The 17,740-nt window shown below is 64.1% G+C and carries 15 protein-coding genes and 2 pseudogenes; 6 read left to right on the top strand and 11 right to left on the bottom strand.

Features of this window, described 5'->3' with window-relative positions:
- Nucleotides 1-21 precede the first annotated feature (21 nt).
- The 4 genes from ACZ3H8_RS20240 to ACZ3H8_RS20225 form a co-directional block, all read right to left on the bottom strand.
- Nucleotides 22-1,587, bottom strand: coding sequence for a replication initiator (locus ACZ3H8_RS20240; protein WP_467403670.1), 1,566 nt, complete (start codon nt 1,585-1,587; stop codon nt 22-24).
- A gap of 270 nt (nt 1,588-1,857) precedes the next feature.
- Nucleotides 1,858-2,052, bottom strand: a complete 195-nt coding sequence (locus tag ACZ3H8_RS20235) for a hypothetical protein (protein WP_467403668.1) — start codon at nt 2,050-2,052, stop codon at nt 1,858-1,860.
- Complete coding sequence (locus tag ACZ3H8_RS20230; RefSeq protein ID WP_467404085.1) at nt 2,052-3,353, bottom strand: FtsK/SpoIIIE domain-containing protein; 1,302 nt, start codon at nt 3,351-3,353, stop codon at nt 2,052-2,054. Before ACZ3H8_RS20230 ends, ACZ3H8_RS20235 begins: the two co-directional genes overlap by 1 nt.
- Nucleotides 3,353-3,715, bottom strand: coding sequence for an SCO3933 family regulatory protein (locus tag ACZ3H8_RS20225; RefSeq protein ID WP_467403666.1), 363 nt, complete (start codon nt 3,713-3,715; stop codon nt 3,353-3,355). The genes ACZ3H8_RS20230 and ACZ3H8_RS20225 overlap by 1 nt, the downstream gene beginning before the upstream one ends.
- Before the next feature lie 184 nt (nt 3,716-3,899).
- On the opposite strand from ACZ3H8_RS20225, the gene ACZ3H8_RS20220 reads away from it, so the two are divergent.
- From ACZ3H8_RS20220 to ACZ3H8_RS20200, 5 genes are all read left to right on the top strand, one after another.
- Nucleotides 3,900-4,676 (top strand): GntR family transcriptional regulator, encoded by a 777-nt coding sequence (locus ACZ3H8_RS20220; RefSeq protein WP_467403664.1) that lies wholly within the window; start codon nt 3,900-3,902, stop codon nt 4,674-4,676.
- Nucleotides 4,677-5,274: 598 nt separating this feature from the next.
- Nucleotides 5,275-5,412: a hypothetical protein gene (locus tag ACZ3H8_RS20215; protein WP_467403662.1), complete on the top strand. Its 138-nt coding sequence runs from the start codon at nt 5,275-5,277 to the stop codon at nt 5,410-5,412.
- A 365-nt stretch (nt 5,413-5,777) separates the two neighbouring features.
- Nucleotides 5,778-6,401, top strand: coding sequence for a hypothetical protein (locus tag ACZ3H8_RS20210; protein WP_467403660.1), 624 nt, complete (start codon nt 5,778-5,780; stop codon nt 6,399-6,401).
- A 1,953-nt stretch (nt 6,402-8,354) separates the two neighbouring features.
- Entirely contained in the window at nt 8,355-8,600 is a 246-nt protein-coding gene (locus ACZ3H8_RS20205) for a hypothetical protein (protein ID WP_389230011.1), read from the top strand.
- 383 nt (nt 8,601-8,983) lie between these two features.
- Nucleotides 8,984-9,277 (top strand): hypothetical protein, encoded by a 294-nt coding sequence (locus ACZ3H8_RS20200; protein WP_467403658.1) that lies wholly within the window; start codon nt 8,984-8,986, stop codon nt 9,275-9,277.
- 551 nt (nt 9,278-9,828) lie between these two features.
- Here ACZ3H8_RS20200 and ACZ3H8_RS20195 read toward each other — a convergent pair.
- The 6 genes and pseudogenes from ACZ3H8_RS20195 to ACZ3H8_RS20170 form a co-directional block, all read right to left on the bottom strand.
- On the bottom strand, nt 9,829-10,419 hold the full coding sequence (locus ACZ3H8_RS20195; RefSeq protein ID WP_467403656.1) for a hypothetical protein: 591 nt from the start codon (nt 10,417-10,419) through the stop codon (nt 9,829-9,831).
- Complete coding sequence (locus ACZ3H8_RS20190; RefSeq protein ID WP_467403654.1) at nt 10,416-11,606, bottom strand: DUF7224 domain-containing protein; 1,191 nt, start codon at nt 11,604-11,606, stop codon at nt 10,416-10,418. Before ACZ3H8_RS20190 ends, ACZ3H8_RS20195 begins: the two co-directional genes overlap by 4 nt.
- A gap of 69 nt (nt 11,607-11,675) precedes the next feature.
- Nucleotides 11,676-12,482 carry an ATP-binding cassette domain-containing protein gene (locus ACZ3H8_RS20185; protein ID WP_467403653.1) on the bottom strand — a complete coding sequence of 269 codons (807 nt, stop codon included), beginning with the start codon at nt 12,480-12,482 and terminating at the stop codon, nt 11,676-11,678.
- 27 nt (nt 12,483-12,509) lie between these two features.
- Complete coding sequence (locus ACZ3H8_RS20180; protein ID WP_467403651.1) at nt 12,510-12,932, bottom strand: hypothetical protein; 423 nt, start codon at nt 12,930-12,932, stop codon at nt 12,510-12,512.
- A gap of 537 nt (nt 12,933-13,469) precedes the next feature.
- The gene (locus tag ACZ3H8_RS20175; protein WP_467403649.1) at nt 13,470-13,823 is read right to left on the bottom strand and encodes a hypothetical protein; all 354 of its coding nucleotides are present in this window, start codon (nt 13,821-13,823) and stop codon (nt 13,470-13,472) included.
- 321 nt (nt 13,824-14,144) lie between these two features.
- Nucleotides 14,145-14,435, bottom strand: a pseudogene (locus tag ACZ3H8_RS20170) (tyrosine-type recombinase/integrase); the annotation flags it as partial.
- A 77-nt stretch (nt 14,436-14,512) separates the two neighbouring features.
- On the opposite strand from ACZ3H8_RS20170, the pseudogene ACZ3H8_RS20165 reads away from it, so the two are divergent.
- A pseudogene (locus tag ACZ3H8_RS20165) lies at nt 14,513-14,781 on the top strand (transposase); the annotation flags it as partial.
- Nucleotides 14,782-15,017: 236 nt separating this feature from the next.
- Here ACZ3H8_RS20165 and ACZ3H8_RS20160 read toward each other — a convergent pair.
- The gene (locus tag ACZ3H8_RS20160) at nt 15,018-17,450 is read right to left on the bottom strand and encodes an NB-ARC domain-containing protein (RefSeq protein ID WP_467403647.1); all 2,433 of its coding nucleotides are present in this window, start codon (nt 17,448-17,450) and stop codon (nt 15,018-15,020) included.
- Nucleotides 17,451-17,740 lie beyond the last annotated feature (290 nt).

Here is a 17,740-nt window from a genome sequence, read left to right as displayed (position 1 = left end):
CGGTCAGGCGAGCCCATCTTGCTATCTGGTCTGGTTGTCGCCGGGAGGTCTGAGCAGGTGAGCCAGCCGGCGGGCGTTTTCCGGGCTGATCGTTCTCGGGAAGCGGGAGCAGACGCGTTCCAGATGTCGTGCTCGCTCCGCCGCTCTGTCACGTCGCTGTGCGCTCAGTTTCCCCGCCTCCTGCGCCGCTCCGCCTTGTGCTCTGCGGATGCGATCTCCCGGTTTCGGGCGAGGTCTTCGGCGATTCCGGCGGCGATAAAGTGCCGCGCCGGGCGTGTGGCCGGAGCCGATGTAGCGCCAGTGTGCGTCGGTGGCCGTGCCGGGGTCCTGGGGCACATCGATGCCGACAGCAGTCCGCTCGTGCTCGGCGCGTTCGGCGCGCAGGCTGGCGTACGTGGTCGAGTAGGCACGGGATTTGGTGAGGATGTGGCCCCGGTAGCCGAGAGTGTGAGCCCAGGCTCGAAGCCGCAGCGGCTCGAACTCCCGGAGGCCGCCGAGACGCCAGCACGCGCGCATGAGACATCGCACATGCGGGGAGACGACCACGGTCTCTATGTCGCCCGCGGAGGTCAGTCGGTAGTCGGTGCCGGCGGCTGTGTCGGCCGCGCCCTTGGTGACGTATTTGGCCACATAGGCGGCGACCGCGGCATCTTCGGGTCCTTCCACGTCGCCGGAGGCACGCAGCGGCCGGGCGTCGAGTTGAACGCCCCACCGCAGGGCGCGTTCCCCGATCGCCGGACTGTGGGAGCTGTGAACGGTGACAGCCTTCGCGGCAGCGCGCACGGCATCGGTGGGGGCGCCGGCGGTTGCCCACGGCGGAGGCGGGTCGTGGGGACCGCTCGGGCCATCCAGGCGCACGACCGCGTGGACGTGGATGGCCGCCCGCCGTTGGTACTCGGCGACCTTGGCGAAGGACAGTCGGGCGTGCTCAGGGAATCGCGTCTGCACCAGCCCGGCAGACGAGGCCAGGACGCGGCGGACACCACGGGCGAACCGCGCCCATAGCTCCCCGGTATGGGCATGCCACACGACGCGGCCCGCGTAGTCGTAGCAGTCGCAGCAGAGCGGCTGGCCGACGAGGGGATCTGCGGCCGTGTGACGGCAAGGACAGCGAGAAGCGCGCCCGTGCTCGCAGCGCGCAGCGTCCCGACGCGGACGGCAGCGTTCTGTCTCGGCGGTGACGCGGTGCACCGGCCCGAAGCCGGGGGCAGTAAGCGTGACGAAGAGCCGGGGATGCTGCCGTACATCGGCGGGGACAGCCTTGCCACCTACGAGGCCGGCCCGCACCAAGTGGAAGGTGTCCCCCGCATGGAGGCGGGAGCAAGGAGCACACACGGTGGCGCGCCGATTGCGGCAGCGGACGAGCAGTCGTTCGCCAGGCTCTGCACCCGTGCCGTAGTGGTGCAGGATCTCGCCGCTGTACGTGTCCCGAACGGTCGTTGCGCCCGTGAGGTGGATGGGGTGGGCACAGCCGCCGGTCGCGGTGACCTGCTCCAACCAGCGGGCGAACTGGGAGTCTTGCGCAAGGCGGATGACGTCTCGGTCGACTTCGGTGAGCTGACGCAGACGCGCCGCGCGGTCGAGCACGGCGCGCCTGTCAGCCGAGGTGATCTCGGCGGTGATGGTGGGGACATCCCTTGTTGAGCCGCCGAGGCGGCACGGACGGATGATGGGTGGGCTGTGTCCATGGCGATTTCTCCTGTCGGTCGGTGTCTTGAATGGTCAGATCAGGTCAGCGGATGGTTCCGGTGCCCCGGCAGCAGCGGCAGCGCCGTCGGTGTCCGGTCCGGGTCCTGCGGTAGCGCTCGCCCTTGCAGACAGGGCAGCGCACACGGCGCATCGGCATAGGACTCCCTGTCAGGTGTGAGTGAATCCGGAGAAGAGCCAGGTCACGAGCCCATCCACGGTGAAGATCACCGGCGTCTGGCCGAGGTAGAGCCCAAACAGGCCGATCATGACCGCTTCCCACGCCTTCACGTCACGGGAGCGGACCAGGAGGACCGCGATGATCCCGAAGACCAGCGCGAAGGGAATCGCCGCTTCCTCAGTCATCAGCTCTCACCTCCGTCCAGCACTTCCAGGGAGCGGCTCAGGCCCGACAGTTCGGGAGTCCGGTCCTTGTAGGCAGTGGCGGTCTTCTTGGCCTCTGCTGTGGTCGTGAGGTGCGAGCGAGCCCGCCCCCAGCCACCGTCGATGCCAGTGCACACCGCCACGCCGCGTTCCTCTGGCGTGATCGACTGCGCCACGGCAACGGCGTCCGGGTTGAGGTCGCCCAGCGTCATCTCTGCCGTGCCCGCGTCGTTGACCCGGTGGCAGATCCGTCCAGCCAATTGAGCCCGCAGCGCGGTGACCCCGGGACCGAGGTCAGAGCCCACCCGCTGACCGGCCACCACGAGATGGAAGCCGAGTGCCGCGCCGAGTTGGGCCAGTCGCAGCAGGTAGGTGGAGCATTGTTCCGCTTCTGCCTTGCTCTGGCGAGAGCCGTCGGCCAGATACAGCTCCGCGATCTCGTCGACGATCACGACCACGGGCACCGGTCGCTCGCACTCGGGCAGCTCCCAAATGGAACGGGCACCAGCCGCACGGCAGACCTCCATCCGCGCCTGTATCTCGACCACCAGCGCACCCAGGATGGCCACCGCTTCATGCCGACTGGTCGCCAGCGCGGAAAGCCGACTGCCGAACAGCCCCAGTTCCATGCCCCCCTTGCAGTCGATGACCACCAACGCCACACGCTGCGGGGCGAGCTGGGTCACCAGCCGGGCGAGGAGAGTGGACTTGCCCGAGCGAGTCGCACCAGTGATCAGCCAGTGCGGAACCTCTCGCAGGTTCATCACCCAGGCCCCGCCGGACTCCAGCGCTCCCAGAAGCGCGCAGAGCAGTTCAGCCGGCGCGGAGACAAGGCCAGGCCGCTCCAGCGGGTCACGGGCGGTGGCGGTGATCAGCACGGTTCCTCGCTCGGGCGAGGTCACGCGCACCCCGTGCACACGCCAGGCGTGCATCAGCGCGTCGGCCGCAGCGATGAACGGCCCCGGCGTCTGCCCCGGACGTAACCGCACCACCAGACTCAAGCCGGTGGGTGTGGCGCGGGGAAAGGAGATGCGAGGGGTGATCGGTCGCAGCGGCTCACCGCGCACCTCCAGGTCCCCGAAGACCCGACGTGCGGGCTTGCGTGCGACCGTGAGGCCATTGATCTCAGCTACCCTGCGCCAGGTGAAGAGCACCCGCACCGCAGTGACCGGGTAGCCGGTGAGGTACCAGAACCACACCGAGTGCCGTTGTTTGAGCGCCGACCCGGCGACCAGCAGCCACGCCAGTGCGGCGAGTGCGAACGCGAGCAGGATGGGTCCCATCACACGCCACCCGCCTTACCGGCAGCGGCAGTTCCCGCCGCTCCTGCCGCGGGCGCTGGCGTGATGGCAGCAGCGCGGAAGCTGATTCCGTGCCTATCTCCCATCGCCCAGGCGAACGCATCAAGGCCGGTTACTCGTACTTCCGTCCCCTCGGTGACGCCCTTCGGTTCGCCGGACACCGAGATTTCGATCACCGATACCCGGCGACCTTCCTGCCGGACCATGACAGCCACGGTGTAGATCGTGTTGCCGTCACGGTCCTTCTTCACCTCCTTGGTCTCGAAGTTGCTGACCTTCGCCTCCGGGCCGACAGCGCACCGCAGTACGCCGAGCCGGGACGTGTCCACAGGTATGGACTGCATGGGTGGTTGGCCTCCTTGGCCACTCAGACGCCAGAGGTTCGACTGACGTCACTCGTACTGACGAGTGACAACCCATGCATGACTTGACGGCCGAACACGAGCACTTATGCTGACGAGTGACGTAACACGACGGGCGTCATCCGCCCGCAGCGACCCCGCGTCCACGAGCGGAAGGCCCACAGACATGGCAGGCATCGAGCGCCCCGGACCGCTGTACCAGCAGGTCGCCGCCGCCATCAGGCAAGGCATCGCGGACGGGGACTTCCCGCCGGGCGCTCCGCTCCCCTCGGAGTCTCAGCTCATCGAGCGCTACGAGGTCAGCCGCCCAACCGTGCGCAATGCCATCGCGGCGCTGCGGGCCGAAGGGCTCATCGAAGTGAGGCACGGGAAGGGAAGCTTCGTGAAGGGCGCGCCGACGCCGCCGCTCACGATCGACCGGTCGATCACTCGCACTGGCAAGACCTACGCTCCCGATGCCACCCCGTGGGAACAGGTACAGGAACCGACCGTCTACCGGACCACGACCACCGACACAACTGGCCCACTGCTCGAACTCAGCGAGGGCGAAGCGCTCTTCGGCGTCGACCGTGTGCTGGTCCACCAAGTCACCCAGACCCGAGCACTCCACCGCGTACTGATCCCATTCGCTACCGCGGAGAATGTGCCAGCCCTCGCCGAGGCCCCAGACACCGCGCTGGAGGAGATCTACGCCGCCCTCGCGACCGCCGGCCAGAAGCTCACCTGGTCCGAGACCGTACGCGCGCGCATGCCCCAGGCCGACGAGCGCAGCGCCCTGGAGCTCCCCGACGCCACACCGGTCATGCACACCATGCGCGTCACCCACGGCACCGAGTACCAGCCCCTGCTCCTCGAAGAGTTGCGCACCAGCGGCAGCCAGGCCCAACTCTCCTACCGCATCACCGCCGACAGTCCTCGCGCGCTCCGCGCCGTCCGCAGCTGACAGCGCGGTTCGGTCCAAACCTTCTTCACTTACTCAAGGCCCGCGCACGGCGCGGGCGCGCGCCGCCTCTGCGGCGCGGCCTGCCTCCTGTCTCCGCCCCGGCTGGCCGCGCCCGGCGGCGCGCTACGTGCTGCGGGCGGACGAGGGGAAACCCGCTGCGGCTGGGGCGGTCGGCTCCACGACTTTAGCCAGCCACTTTGGCGCGAGCCTCGAAGATCATGGCCCCAACGTCGTGCTTTACCGGGCAGGTCCACAGACTGCCCGACGCGCCGGAAGCTTACGGAGCCATGATCACTCGCGCCAAAGCAGCTCCCGGCCAAAGTCGTTCCGCCGACCGCGTGCACACCTGCGGACCGTTCGGGGTGCCGCGTCGGGGGTGCTGTGGTGACTGTGGTCGGCGGGCGTCCGGCTGTGGTCGCAGGTCGGCACGGTGGGGGTGGCTGCCGGTCGGTTCCGCTGTCCTGATGCCCAAGGGCAGCACGAACCTTGTCGGGCGTCAAGATCGTTCAGTCGTGGAGTGCTCCATCTTGACGCCCGACAAGAACCGTGCTGGGCGGAGCCCATCAGGACAACGGCCCCGACCTCGAAGGAGCACACCATGACCTGCCCCAACCCCGAGTGCAACAACGGCCTGGTTCCCAACCCGCACTCCGTCGACCCCGAGGACGTCACGCTCTGCCCGGATGAGAACTCCGGCTACGACCCCGCCGAGTTCCTCGACTACTGCGAGAGCTGAGCACCACGGGCCCCGGCTTAGGTCGGGGCCCGAACCTCTCACCGGCCGCAGGCGCGGGCGGCCTGTGACATCTACGGCTGACATCAACGACATCAGATTCGAGCGAATGCCGACGGTTCTCGGTGCAGCAGGCGCAGCCCCGCACATGCGGCCATCCAGGCCCGCGACGCTCACCCAATCGAACGTACAAGGCAGCTGTCTGCGGGGGCCGCGTGCCAGATCGAGGGGTCACCCACGGTCAATTGGGGTGTGCGGCGGTGCAGGCAAGCTGGGCGTCCTGGGGCAGGGAAGCTCGCGACTCATCAGAACCATGCCTGGCCTCTACTCACTAGAGTCAGGGGCCTTGGCGAGTCAGGGGGAGCATCGTGACCTTAGCTGTAGGCATCTTCGATCTGTTCACCTATGGGATACCCGGAGCACTGCATCTGTCCCTGATCGTTTACGTGCTCGCCCGCTTGAACATCATCGATCTCACAACTCTGGCCTCGGCACCGTCAGTGCTACAGGTGCTCGGAGTCGCTGTTGCCAGTTACCTGTTGGGGCATCTCGCCTATCCTCTGAGTGCCCTCCTGGACAAGGTGGCACCGCGTTGGAACTGGAGTGTCGAGAACGCTCGTCTTGAATTCGAGGCCAGAGTGCCCGAGGCCCGGGACCGAGCCTTCGTGCGCACTGATGCATCTCTGCTGTTGGCTGCGGTGGAACTCCACAACAAGGAGGCAGCGGGCGAGATCACTCGGCTGCAAGGCCTCGCGTTGATGCTGCGGAACTCGGCCCTCGCCCTGGTGTTCGCGCTCGTCGTCGCGGTGATCGAGCTCGTCGTGGGACCCCACCGTGTGCTGGCAGGAGGCTGTGCGGCACTGCTACTTGTGAGCCTGACTGCCGCAATCAGACAAGGGCGCCGTGCGCGGCACTGGGACCGCCTGAAGACGTTGGAGATCTGTTTCTGGATCCCAGACATCGACGACAAATTCGACTCCAACCACCGGTGATCACAGGTGCGCACCCGCGCACCTGACATGTGAGGGAGTGCTCCAACCTCAGAGCGCTTCCTTGTTCTCCTCGGGCGCCTCTCCCGACTTATGTACCGTCGGTCCATTGGAACGTCACGGCGGGGGCGCAGTGGATGGCACTACGGCTACCCCGGCCGCTCGGTACAGCAGCGAAGTACAGCAACCACAGCAACCGAACCCGTCCGGTAGCGATCCTTCGGGGCCTCCAAGCGGCCGGTATGACCGTCGCTGACCGATCTGGCTAGAGCTACGGATCAGAAGTACTCCGTGCCACAGCCGTGCCAGATGGAAGTCAGGGTTCCTGACGGCCCCGAAGGTCGGAGCATGCCCTCGTAGGGTTCTCGCAGCTCGACGCAGAGCCTCAACGCCCCTTCTTGTAAGGCGGTGGTCAGCCGACTGGGCACCGCCTACGGGGCCTGACTCGCCCATTGAGACACCGCCGACCTCACTCCGACGGCCCAGGCCGAGTACGCTCCCCGGAGAGGGGGTTCCATGGAAACGCTTGGGTTGTTGTTCGTTGTTGTCATTTTGGGTGCTTCCCTGCTCACCCCTCTGCTCGTGGTGGTCACCGTCATAGCGGTCACAGGCTGGCGCAGATCGGCGGCGCGGCCGGGCCATCGGGCCCTAGAGAAGGCCGAGCGTGATGAGCAAGACCGTGCCTTTCCTCTGCCCGATCGGTAGGCGATCAGTGGGGAGCGGGGGGATGGCGGGTGGCCGTCCCCGAACCGAACTCGAAGCCCTACGAACCGCGATGCGGGTGCCTCTCAAGGGCACTCCGATTCCTGACATCACCACTTGACATCAACGGCAGCGGACACGGGCAGCCTGAGACGGTCGCGAACGGTGTACTGATACAAGTGCCGGGGCTTTGTGTAGGCCGCCCGATCGAACTCCTAAAGCAGGTGTCATTGGGTGCGGCCAGCGGTGAGTTCTCTGGCTATGAGAGCTTCCTAAGCAGCTAATCGGTGGGCCAGCGCAGGATGCGCAGGCTGAGTTCGTCATCACGAAGTATGCGGGCCTAACGCAGCCCTCTTCCTTAGACGACAGGGCGCGGCAGGCGGCAGGCTGAGTACTCTGCCAGTTGGAGCGTGCTAAGTCTCCTGGAGCGCGACACCGGCTTCCTCTATGAAGCGTTGCAGTGCATGCGCAGCCTCCTCGAAAACAGCGGCCAAGCGCACTGGAGCGTCCTGGTCCCCATTGATTAGACTTTCGAGGGTCACACAGTACTGATTTATGAAATTTCCTAGATCCTCGGCGCACTCGTTGACCTGAGCTGGTCCTTCAAGTGATATCACACGCATAAATCCGAGGAATTCGTAGTGACCTTTTCGGGCTGTATCGAGATGTCTTCTAAGGTCTTCGTTCCGCTCCTCACTCACGGGGGTCCGAGAGAGATGTGAAACAGTCCTTTCCGTCGGGGCGAGTGACTGAGCATGTTGAATCAGGTTTAGGTAAGCTGTGCGCCGAAGATCCCGAAGGTGATCGCGGCGTTGAGCAGCTGCAGAGAGCTGCGCTTGTTCTCGAGCAGCTTGCCTGTTGCCTTTGCTGGTTACCCAGCTGGCAGCGATCGCAGTTAAGCCTGTCAAGCATGCAACCCAGAAGGTATCTCCTGCCACGCCGCAAGTACCCCTGAAACCTGGAGCGGTAGACCCTCCTTGTGGCCTCCGGTCACCCCGGGGCCTGAGGCTGCCACATGCTCGGAGGACCAGCGACTGGCGACGCTGCGACAGAGCCTTGCCCGTGCCCGATGCGCGCCCGATCAGGCGGCAAACTAAAGTCAGTTGGGGTCTGCTGCGGAACCCCATCAGGGAAACACAGGCGGACCGTTCTGCCACGTCAGCGCCGGTTCTACCCTCGCTGGGCGAGTGATTCCTAAGGTCAGGGCACACCGCCGGCCTTGACGCCGTCAGCGCACACTGATCGGCTGGGTCCATGGCCACGGACCCGATCGAGTACGAGAAGGCAATGCCGATAGTGGCGGCCCACATGGCGAAGATCGAGCGGGCAGTCAACCGAACCCGTGCCGGTCACTCCGGGCAGCCGTACGCGGTAGTCCGTCAGGCCTTTATCGAGGCCCTGCGAGACGAAGACGCTCAACGAGTCGTACCGCAGGTCGTCGACGAGCTGGCGCGGCAGATCTCTGAGGATCCCTGCCCCCGCCCTGACATCCACGCCTGACATCAACGACGCCAGACAGCAGCAGCCACAACTGGCCCGCGACGACCACGCGTCCTGCGTCTCCTAGTGGCGTGACGCCCGTCCGATCGAACTTACAAGGCAAGTGTCAACGGGGGCGCGTGCCAGATCCGTGCCAGGTCGGGCGGGGAGCCACGTGAACTGTGGTTGTACACAGCGCCTGGAGCCCACGCCTGTCGCAGTCGGTCAGCTGCCGGTCGAGGACTACTCGCCCCACCTGGCTCGGCACGCGGTGGCCGATCTGGTGCAGCCCGCGAACGGGCCGCTGAGAGCTTCGCAGTTCGCCCGCGTAACAGAATCGACTAATCCGGCATCTCTCGGTGCGTTTTGGGTCAGACTCTCGACAGCATCAGCAAGGGGGGCTCATGGCCAGGCTCGTCGAGGCATCTCGCAGTATCTATCTTGTTGTGATCGTCGCATGTGTCGCTGTGGTACTAGGGATCACGGCCGCAGCTGTCTACTTCGTATCGTACGGCGCAACGGGTGACACCCTGCTCAAGCTGTTCGGTCAACGCTTCGAGTCCGCCAACGTAGGTATCGCAGCCATTTTCGTTGGCGGCGTGGTCCTGGTCATGGTGATCAGGAGAATTATGCGATCGCTGGACCACACTGTGGCAACCGAGAGCGCGAGACCGCACCGCGAGGACGAGACCCGCTGACTGCCGCAAGGGAGGGTCCCGGCCACATTGCGGTCACTCCTCGGCTTGGCGCCACGCGCTGGGCACCACGCTCCTAAGGCGGTGCTGACCCGCGTGCCCGATCCGTGCCCGTCAAGCCGGTAAACCGCGGTCAACAGCGGGTGCCAGGGCGGGCCCCAGGACGTCTCTTGGCACCCGTTACTGCTGTTCAGGCGGTCAATGAGCGTCAGAAGCGCGGTGATTCCCAAGCTCAGAGCGCGGGTTCGATTCCCGTCACCCGCTCCAGCAGAAAGCCCCAGGCCAGGAGCCCGGGGCTTCTTTGTTGTCTAGACCGCACTAAGCGCCTTGCACCAGATCCGCACCAGAAGGCTTCTCCTTGTCCTTCTGCCGGGCGGCCCGCACCAGCTGGTCCAGACCCGGCTCCCACACCCGCGACCCGACCGCAACCACGCCGGCAGTGGCACACTGAACAGACAACGGAGCCCCCTCGAACCGTGACCTCAACACTCACAGTTCGCGCCGGGCTCCGTTCCCACGTCAACCACCAAGACCGCCCTAACTTCCAAATGACGCTACGGGCGTGACTCCGCAGTTCGTCTCAGTCCCAAGGCTGCTCCAACAGCAAAGAGGCCGAGTGCCGCGGCTGCGGCCAGGACGGAGGCACTCTCATGCAGGGGCCATGCCCACGGATACGGCCTTCTGCCCGGCCCTAGGCCGATGAGCGCGCAGAGTACAGGGACAGCAGCGACGGCTAGCGGGCCATACAGCGAGCCGACGAAGTGCTGAACAATCAGGCCCACGCCGAGGTACCCGACGAGGTTCCTTGCCATGCCAAGGCCAAGGCCGAAGTCGAGCCACTGCGCCTCACACAGTCCCAGTATCACCGCGGTGAAGGCGACGCATCCGAACAGGAACGTCCGGTACGACCAGACCGGACGGACAGCGGTGATATTGGTCTCCAGAGGGGCTCTGCTCATCGCATGCAGGAGGACGCAAACGGGAGCCACCGGGAGGACCAGGGGCAGCGGGATTCCGGCCCCGAAGCCGCCCAGCAGCGAGGGAATGGGAAGCGCAGAGCCGGCGAGCAGGGGGGCAAGGATGAAACAGGCCAGCACACAGGCCGAGGACACGTGCACCATGTGAACGCGGAGCCACCAGGTCACGACTGCTTCTCTCCCGCCTGCTGGAAGGAAGCCGGGCGGAGATCCGGCTTCACCGAGCAGTCCAGAACGGATCGCATATTGCGCTCATACCATGCGTGTTGCTGATCGGCAGACAGCTGGCGCACCTGTTCGGCGAGGGCCACGGCCTCGGGCTGCCAGTGCCGCACCAACTCGTCCTTAGGCTCCCCCGAAGTCAGCGACAGCCAGGCATAGATCGCGCTGTGCGCAGCATCTCCCGGATACTCGGCGCCGGGCCTCGTAGCACAGTCCGGTGGTGCGGTCGGTAGGACGCTGGTCGCCGTAGTTGCTCGGACAACGCTCTCACTGGGGCGGGGTTCCCCGAACTCGACTTGCGACGCCGGGGTAACGCCCACTCTGCTCAGGCGGTTCGCAGTGTCCTGTGCCCAGCGGACTATGTCGTCCTCCCTGTCGTACTGCTCCGGCCATACGCATACCTGGACACGTTTACCCGCGCACCTCCGAAGTTCGGGGTCCCGAGCCTGCACTCCCTGGAACTCGAGCGGCACAGCCAAGATGAGGGCACCGACAGTGCCAAGCGCAGTCGCCGACACGACATAGCCCACGTGGCGTCGGTGTTTGGTACCGAGGACAGTGGAAATCAAGGCCGCAGCAACAAGCCCGGCGGAGAAGACGAAGGTGGCGGCCATGCTGCGGAGCGAGACGGTCTGATCAAGGCCGCAGCACTCGCTCAGCCCCTGGCCGTTGAGGTGTCGAAGCCAGGGCAGCTCACCAATCGCGGCGGGCCAAAAACCCCACAGATAGCCGAAGATGAGCATGACCGCTGCTCCCAGGACGCGCGGCATCAACGGCCCCACGAGCCAGCCGAGAGCGATATGGGAGACCACAACCGCGTAAGCGGTGAACAGTATTCCCAGGTTAGGGAAGCCAGGCGCCCCCAGAGCAGTGGAGGAGAAGGCTACGAGACTCGCAAGCACGCCTAGCAGCCCCAGAACCGCTACAGGGCCGAGATGCAACCAGGCGATGTGAAGACGACTGCGGACGGGAGCCCAACCGTCGACCTCCGCGCGGTGAATCCTCGCAGACTCCCAAGCGGCACAGGCGCCGCACCCTGCACTCACGAAACCGAGCACGATCAGCGACTGTGCAGTCGCAGACTCCCAGTACTGAATCACTGATTCGGTGTTCTGTACGCCGAACCAGAACAAGACCGGGACCATGACAAGAGCAACCCAGGCAGCCGGGCCTGACCGGAGAAGAGTCCCCAGACGCATACTTCAGACCTCCCCGCGCACCAGGCCGCGATAGGCGCTCTCCGCGCGGCGCTCGACCGGCATACCTTCGGGGGCCCGCGCGAAGAAGTCCCTCACCGTCCCTTGGAATGCCACCTGTCCTTGATCGAAGACGATGACGCTTTCGTAGATATCGGCTAGGTCCTCCGTCTGGTGGGTAGAGACCACGAAATTGACGGATTCCGACAGTTCGGCCACCAGTTCGCGGAAGACGCCACGCTGCACGGGGTCGAGGCCGGCCGTTGGCTCATCGAGCAACACGACCTGTGCGTCATGAATCAGCGACTGTGCGATTCCAAGCCGCCGCATCTGACCACCGGACAGCTCATGACTGCGGCGCTTCGCCAACTCGGCGAGCCGAACCTGATCCAGGGCCCTTGCAGAACGTTCCCACGCCTCAGACTTCGACAGGCCCTTCAGCCAACCGGCATAGGCCGCCTGCTCCCGTACCGTCAGCGACGGTACGGGTTTTACATTCTGAGGCAACCATCCGACTCTGCGCCGGTAGTCACTACGGTGACGCCTTTCCGTGCTGGTCAGCCTCCCCAGCTGCACCCGCCCGGAGGCCGGGGTGAGGACAGAAGCCCCCAAAGACAACAGAGTTGACTTTCCGGCCCCGTTGGGTCCCAACAGCACGGTGCACCCCGTGGGGAACTCCAATGTCAGGCCATCAAGGACAGGGACGCCCGCACGGTAGGCGAAGGAACATTCAGTGAAGCAAAGTGGCACGGCATGTCCAGAGGGTGAGCGCGGAACGCGGCGAACGGAGGCAGGGTGCCCGGTCCGCTTCATTCTGGACCGGGCACCCTGACAGAGGGATCAGTACTTGACAGCCACGCTGCTGACCGACAGGTGGTAGCCAGTCTGGTCAAATCCGTTCAGATTGGCGTAGTTGAAGTAGTAGCCGCCCGCAGCCCTGTCGCCGAAGTTGGACGTGTCGCAGGAGTTGTTGTCCCGAGCAACCACCGGGTCCGGAAGACCCGAGCGCTCCTTCTTCAGCTGAAGCCCCGCGTACTCGAACCTGTTGCGGCCATTACTGTCCTTCGCCGAGCAACCGGAGAACCTGACAGTCGTCGCGACATTGTCGCGGTTGCCATCCTGCCAGTGACGCGACTCCTTGCCCGGAAGCCACCCCCCGATGCTGCTGCTCCAGCCCCCCTCAGCAAAGGCCGGCCCGATCCCGAGCCCCGCGATGGCCACAACCCCCACAGCGACCGTAGCGATCTTGCGCTTCGTGTTCACGTTCCCCTCCTGGATTTTTAGACACGCGGCTGGTCATGCCGCATGGTCCGGACGTGACAGACGAGGTAATACGCAGTGATCGTATGACTACTCCAAGCGTCTGTATAGTAAATTCGTTCGATTTGAGGAGTATCTGAGATTCCGGGCAGCGGAGGTCAACCTGCCGTTGGAGATGCTCAGTTGGCCTCGGACTGCGCGGGCTCCCACCGACCTCGCGGGCAGGCGTACCAGGCGGAACGGGGCATAGAACAGCCCCATGCGGAGCCACAGGGTCTGTAACCATTCTTGACCCCAACCCGAACAGGACACCGATCAAAGCCGCTCAAGCGCCAGGCCGGCCCAACGCACCGAGCGCTAGCCCTCAGCGCTGACAACGGGCTTCGGATGATCAGTCTCGACCGTGCCAGAACGCGTGCCAGATGGGGCGGTGAACAACGGTCAATGGCGGGTGCCATGGAGAGCCCCACCCTTCACCCTGGCACCCGTTCGCCCTGGTCGGACAGGCACAAAGTCGCGGAAGATCGGTGATTCCCAAGCTCAGCGCTCACCGCCGCTACGGCGACCGGAGCCCTGATACTGCTCCCCATCGTCACCGATCAGATTCGCCGACAGTTCCGCAGCAAGGTCAGCTAGACCGACCAGGTCCACACCAGGTGCGTGGGCCCCAGACAAGGTCACTCGTCCCTCGAACCAGTGGAGCCCAACCGCGGCGCCGCCCGAGCTGCCCCAGGTGAACATCGACTGTCGGCCCACGCTGTGCAGATCGAGGTAGCCCTCTTCGCGGAGTGCCGCACTGGCGTGTGCGAACTCGATCCACTCGTGAAGCGTGATGGGGCATTCCTCGCTGTCCAACCAGTGCGGTGCTCGCGTCATGTGAAGCTCGTATCCCATGCTCGGGACCATGCACCACAGGTCTGACACGCCTCCCGTCCGTTGGGCTCCGTCTCAGTTTCCGTCTCATTCAGCCCCGTTCATGGCCGTTCAGACGGGACCGCAAGTCAGGCTCGCCCCACGGGCCAACCGCCCGTGAACGCAGGTGAACGCCCCCGCATGGGGCCCGCTCGATCACCAACAGACTTGGAAAGCGTGTTGGGGGCAACCCCTCACGAGTTCGAATCTCGTATCCTCCGCCAGTGCCTCACCGGGCACGACGTCGAAGGGCCCCACCGTTCGCGGTGGGGCCCTTCGACGTCCGTAGTCTCATCTACAGTCTCAACGCGCTTCCTCGGAGCCCTCCGGGCTGTCCTCATCGGTGGTCTTGGCCACCTCCCAGATGAGACCGCCGACCTGCTGCGCCACGTCGGCCAGGATGCCGCCCGTCACGTGCTGGTAGCGGGCCGCCATCGCCGTGGACGACCACCCCATGATCTGCATCACGACCCGTTCCGGGACGCCGAGGATGAGCAGGACCGTGGCAGCGGTGTGCCAGGCATCGTGCAGGCGGCCGTCCCGCACCTTGGCGTCAGCCAGTAACTGCTTCCACGCGTCGTAGTCCGTGCTGGGCACCAGCGGGCTCACCCACAGGAGACGTGAAGACGAAACCGCCATTGCCCACATAGGAGTTGAGCGTTCGGTTCGGTGTGAGGACATCGCCGTGGACTGTGTCGGATGATCTGTGGGACCGCTTGGAGCCGCTGCTGCCGCAGCGCGAGCGGCGCTTCCGGTACCCGGGCTGCAAGCCCTCGCCTGACCGAGGGTGCTGTGCGGCATCCTGTCTATGCTGCACGCTGGCATCCAGTGGGAGTACCTACCCAAACAGCTGGGCTTCGGCTCGGGTATGACCTGCTGGCGGCAGTTGCGGGACTGGCACGAGGCGGGCGTATGGCAGCGGCCGCATGAGGTGCCCTTGGGTTGTTGCGTTAGCCGTCGCTGTCTGAGGTGACCTCGAAGCCACGGTCTTGAATCACCGGAAAGCCTCGCTGCATAGTGACAACCCATGCATCGATCCTGCCTTTTACTGCTCTCTATCTGTGCGGGTTCATTCTCGGCATGACAATTCGTTGACTAACGAAAGAGACTGGGCCCAGTCGCGACTCACCGAGCTCATGCTGGATCACTCGATCTGTCAGGATCCAGATGGCGACCTCAGTTGTGCGTAGAAAAACCCAGATCGCTGCTCACCCTTATTGCCTCGTGATCAATGAGATTAAGCATTGCAGCATCCTTGATGTATGCCTTTCGCATTCTCTGCAGCCACTCCGAGTATTCCAGGGTAGATTCACCAGTCCGCGAGCAGATTGACACCGATTCACGGACCAGTCGCCTTACCTCATGCCCAGTTCTACCCTGCCGGATTAGCACCTCGGCAAGACTTCGCGAGGCCCACGCACAACCGCGACGGTCTCCGACCGAGCGGAATTTTTCCATCGCCAGCCGAAACCTTCTCTCGGCGTCGCGGGGGTTATGGACGGAATCGAGCCGTCCCAGCAGCATCACTATCACTGCAAGGCTACGCTCGTCTCTCGTACTACGAGCCAGATCCCCGGCAAGCGTTCTCGCCTGGGTAAAAGAACCGTTCTCCATCAGCAACCTTGCCAGCATTGCCTTGGCCTGCCGGTAACTTGTCAAAGCGCCTCTACGCGATCCAGGGTCATGCCTGAGGGCATCCCGCAACCCCGAGATCGCAGAACTCAGGTCTCCGAGCTGAGACTGAGCGTCGGAGAGGATCCTCGCTGACGCAAAACCCAGCGCCGCGTCTTCATCGGACCATTCATGCCCTGACAGAACCGCCGCCGTATGGCGGGGCTTCCCAAGTATCAGCTCACAGTGCGCATAGTGATATTCCACCCAAGGGTCGCAGCCGTCCTGTGCCATCTGCCACTGACACAACTCCCGCAGTGAACGGTAGTAACCAAGGCGTTTGGCCGCGCTTGCGATGCCCGTTATTATCTTATGTGACTCATCCACATCCTTTGCTCGCTGGGCGTATCGCACTGCCCGTATTCCCGCGACCAGCGACTGATGCGTCATCTGATTCGGTCGCAAGTTCCGGATGCCATCACGACTAAACTTGCAAAGATCGCGCAGCATATTACTCTTAGTCATATCGTCTGTGTCGTTGAGCGTATGTTCGGCAACGAATGGATGCACAGCCCACCTGGCGGGCCCACGCGACTCAACCAGCAGCAGCGTCTGTAGGCGCATGAATGCCCGCACCCGCTGCGACGGAGCCAGGCGCGCCTGGGCGCGCTTCAGAACCGGCTCCGTAATGTACGGTTCCGCCAGCGAAAAATACCTCAGCAAGGCTATTTCTGCTTGGGAAAGTTTTGCCGTGATCTCGCCGTACCAGCTCTCGGTCAGAGGAGTCTGGCTGAGTTCACCCTCTAGAAGGGCTTTCGGGTCGCGGCCGAATTCTTTTACGAGGACCCAGAAGAACCTCACCGCCAGAGGCAAGCCGCCCGTCTTCCTTGTGAGCTTTAGCAGCAGTTCGTCGTTGAGCGTTGGCAGACCAAGCTGCTCCAAAAGCCTCCTCACCTCAGCTGTCGTCCATGCTCGTACAGCGATCTCCGCCGCGTCCTGCACGTATAGGGCTACACGGCTGAGCAACAATATGACAGCGGGGCACGACTGTATTCCGGCGACTCTCAGCAGCGGTGAGTAGCTGGTTCTGTCTGCCTCGTGGAAATCATCCAATACCAGCAGCTGACTGCGAAGTCGGAGAGTTGTCAGAAGGTTCTTCGAGCGGGTTAGGGGGCTCAGATCGGCCGGCCCTACAAGCTCTTGAGGCAGCATTGCGAGCATTTCCTCAAGCGTGCCACCGTGGGAGACTTCGTACCACAGTAGGTCCCGCGAATGCTCAGCCAAGCGCAGCGGTGATACCCCATACTGGGCTGCGAGCCTGGTCTTGCCGCTGCCTGAAATTCCATGTAGGCATACAATCGGGGCTTCACGGAGAGACGTGGCCAGACGCTCAATCTCCCTCGGCCGCTGCACCATTCTTGCCGCATCGGGGGGAGCGAGAACGCCTTTCAAGATGGCTGGTTCCTCTGTCGACCCTGGATCGTTCTCATCCAACCAGATGCCAAGATGCTTCGTGAAATCGCTCTGGAGTTCTTCTACAGATTCGAATTCAGAAAAGACCTGCTCTTTTGGGAGCGACTTCTTGAAAGACCTGAGTCTCGGGAACTGGTCAGAGTCTTCATATGCGGACTGAGGTATTGCGCGCGTACAGAAATAAATCCACACGGTTGGCTTTTCGGTAGCCTTCCAGGATCTCCAGGCGAGGCGGAGTTCATGAGCAGTACCGGAATGATCGTCTTTTACTGGGGTTCCAAGGCGCGACCAGAAAACGGCGATGACCAGGTCGGCTTCAGAAATCCGCATTTGTTTATCCGTAAGCCCCTGGGGGCCATCCAGATGCATCCCGGGTGTGGCATCTGTGCGCCAATTCCATAGGGTCAGCCGCTCCCTGAGCCGGAGCTGGTTGGCCTGTTCGACCACTGTTCGTATGGCTTCGAGCTCATTCTCAACGTCATCCGGCGCAATGAGAATGACCCTCTTCTCCGATAGAGATGCCATGACTCCCCCTCCCCTGGGTTAGCCGCGGCTAAGAGCTCGTTTGTGCTTAGTTCGCCCAGGCATGGATGACCGCGCTTCGGAGGTGACTGCCGGGACCTCGGGTGCAAGGTCAAGGTCCAGCGGGCCATGAGCCACGTTCCTCCGGCTGCGGAGGCACGAAACGGGCTGAACCGATGCCCCGCTGGGCCTGGCCGGGTACCATCAGAGCTGCAAGGCTCGCCATGGCGATAGAGTAACGCACTCTATGCCCAGATGTAAGAAGCTCGTTGTAGCACGTGGAACTTCGGCTA

This window comes from Streptomyces sp. NPDC002868 (assembly GCF_055563295.1).
Note: the sequence above shows the minus strand (reverse complement) of the source record. Positions and strands in the feature narration are given on the sequence as shown.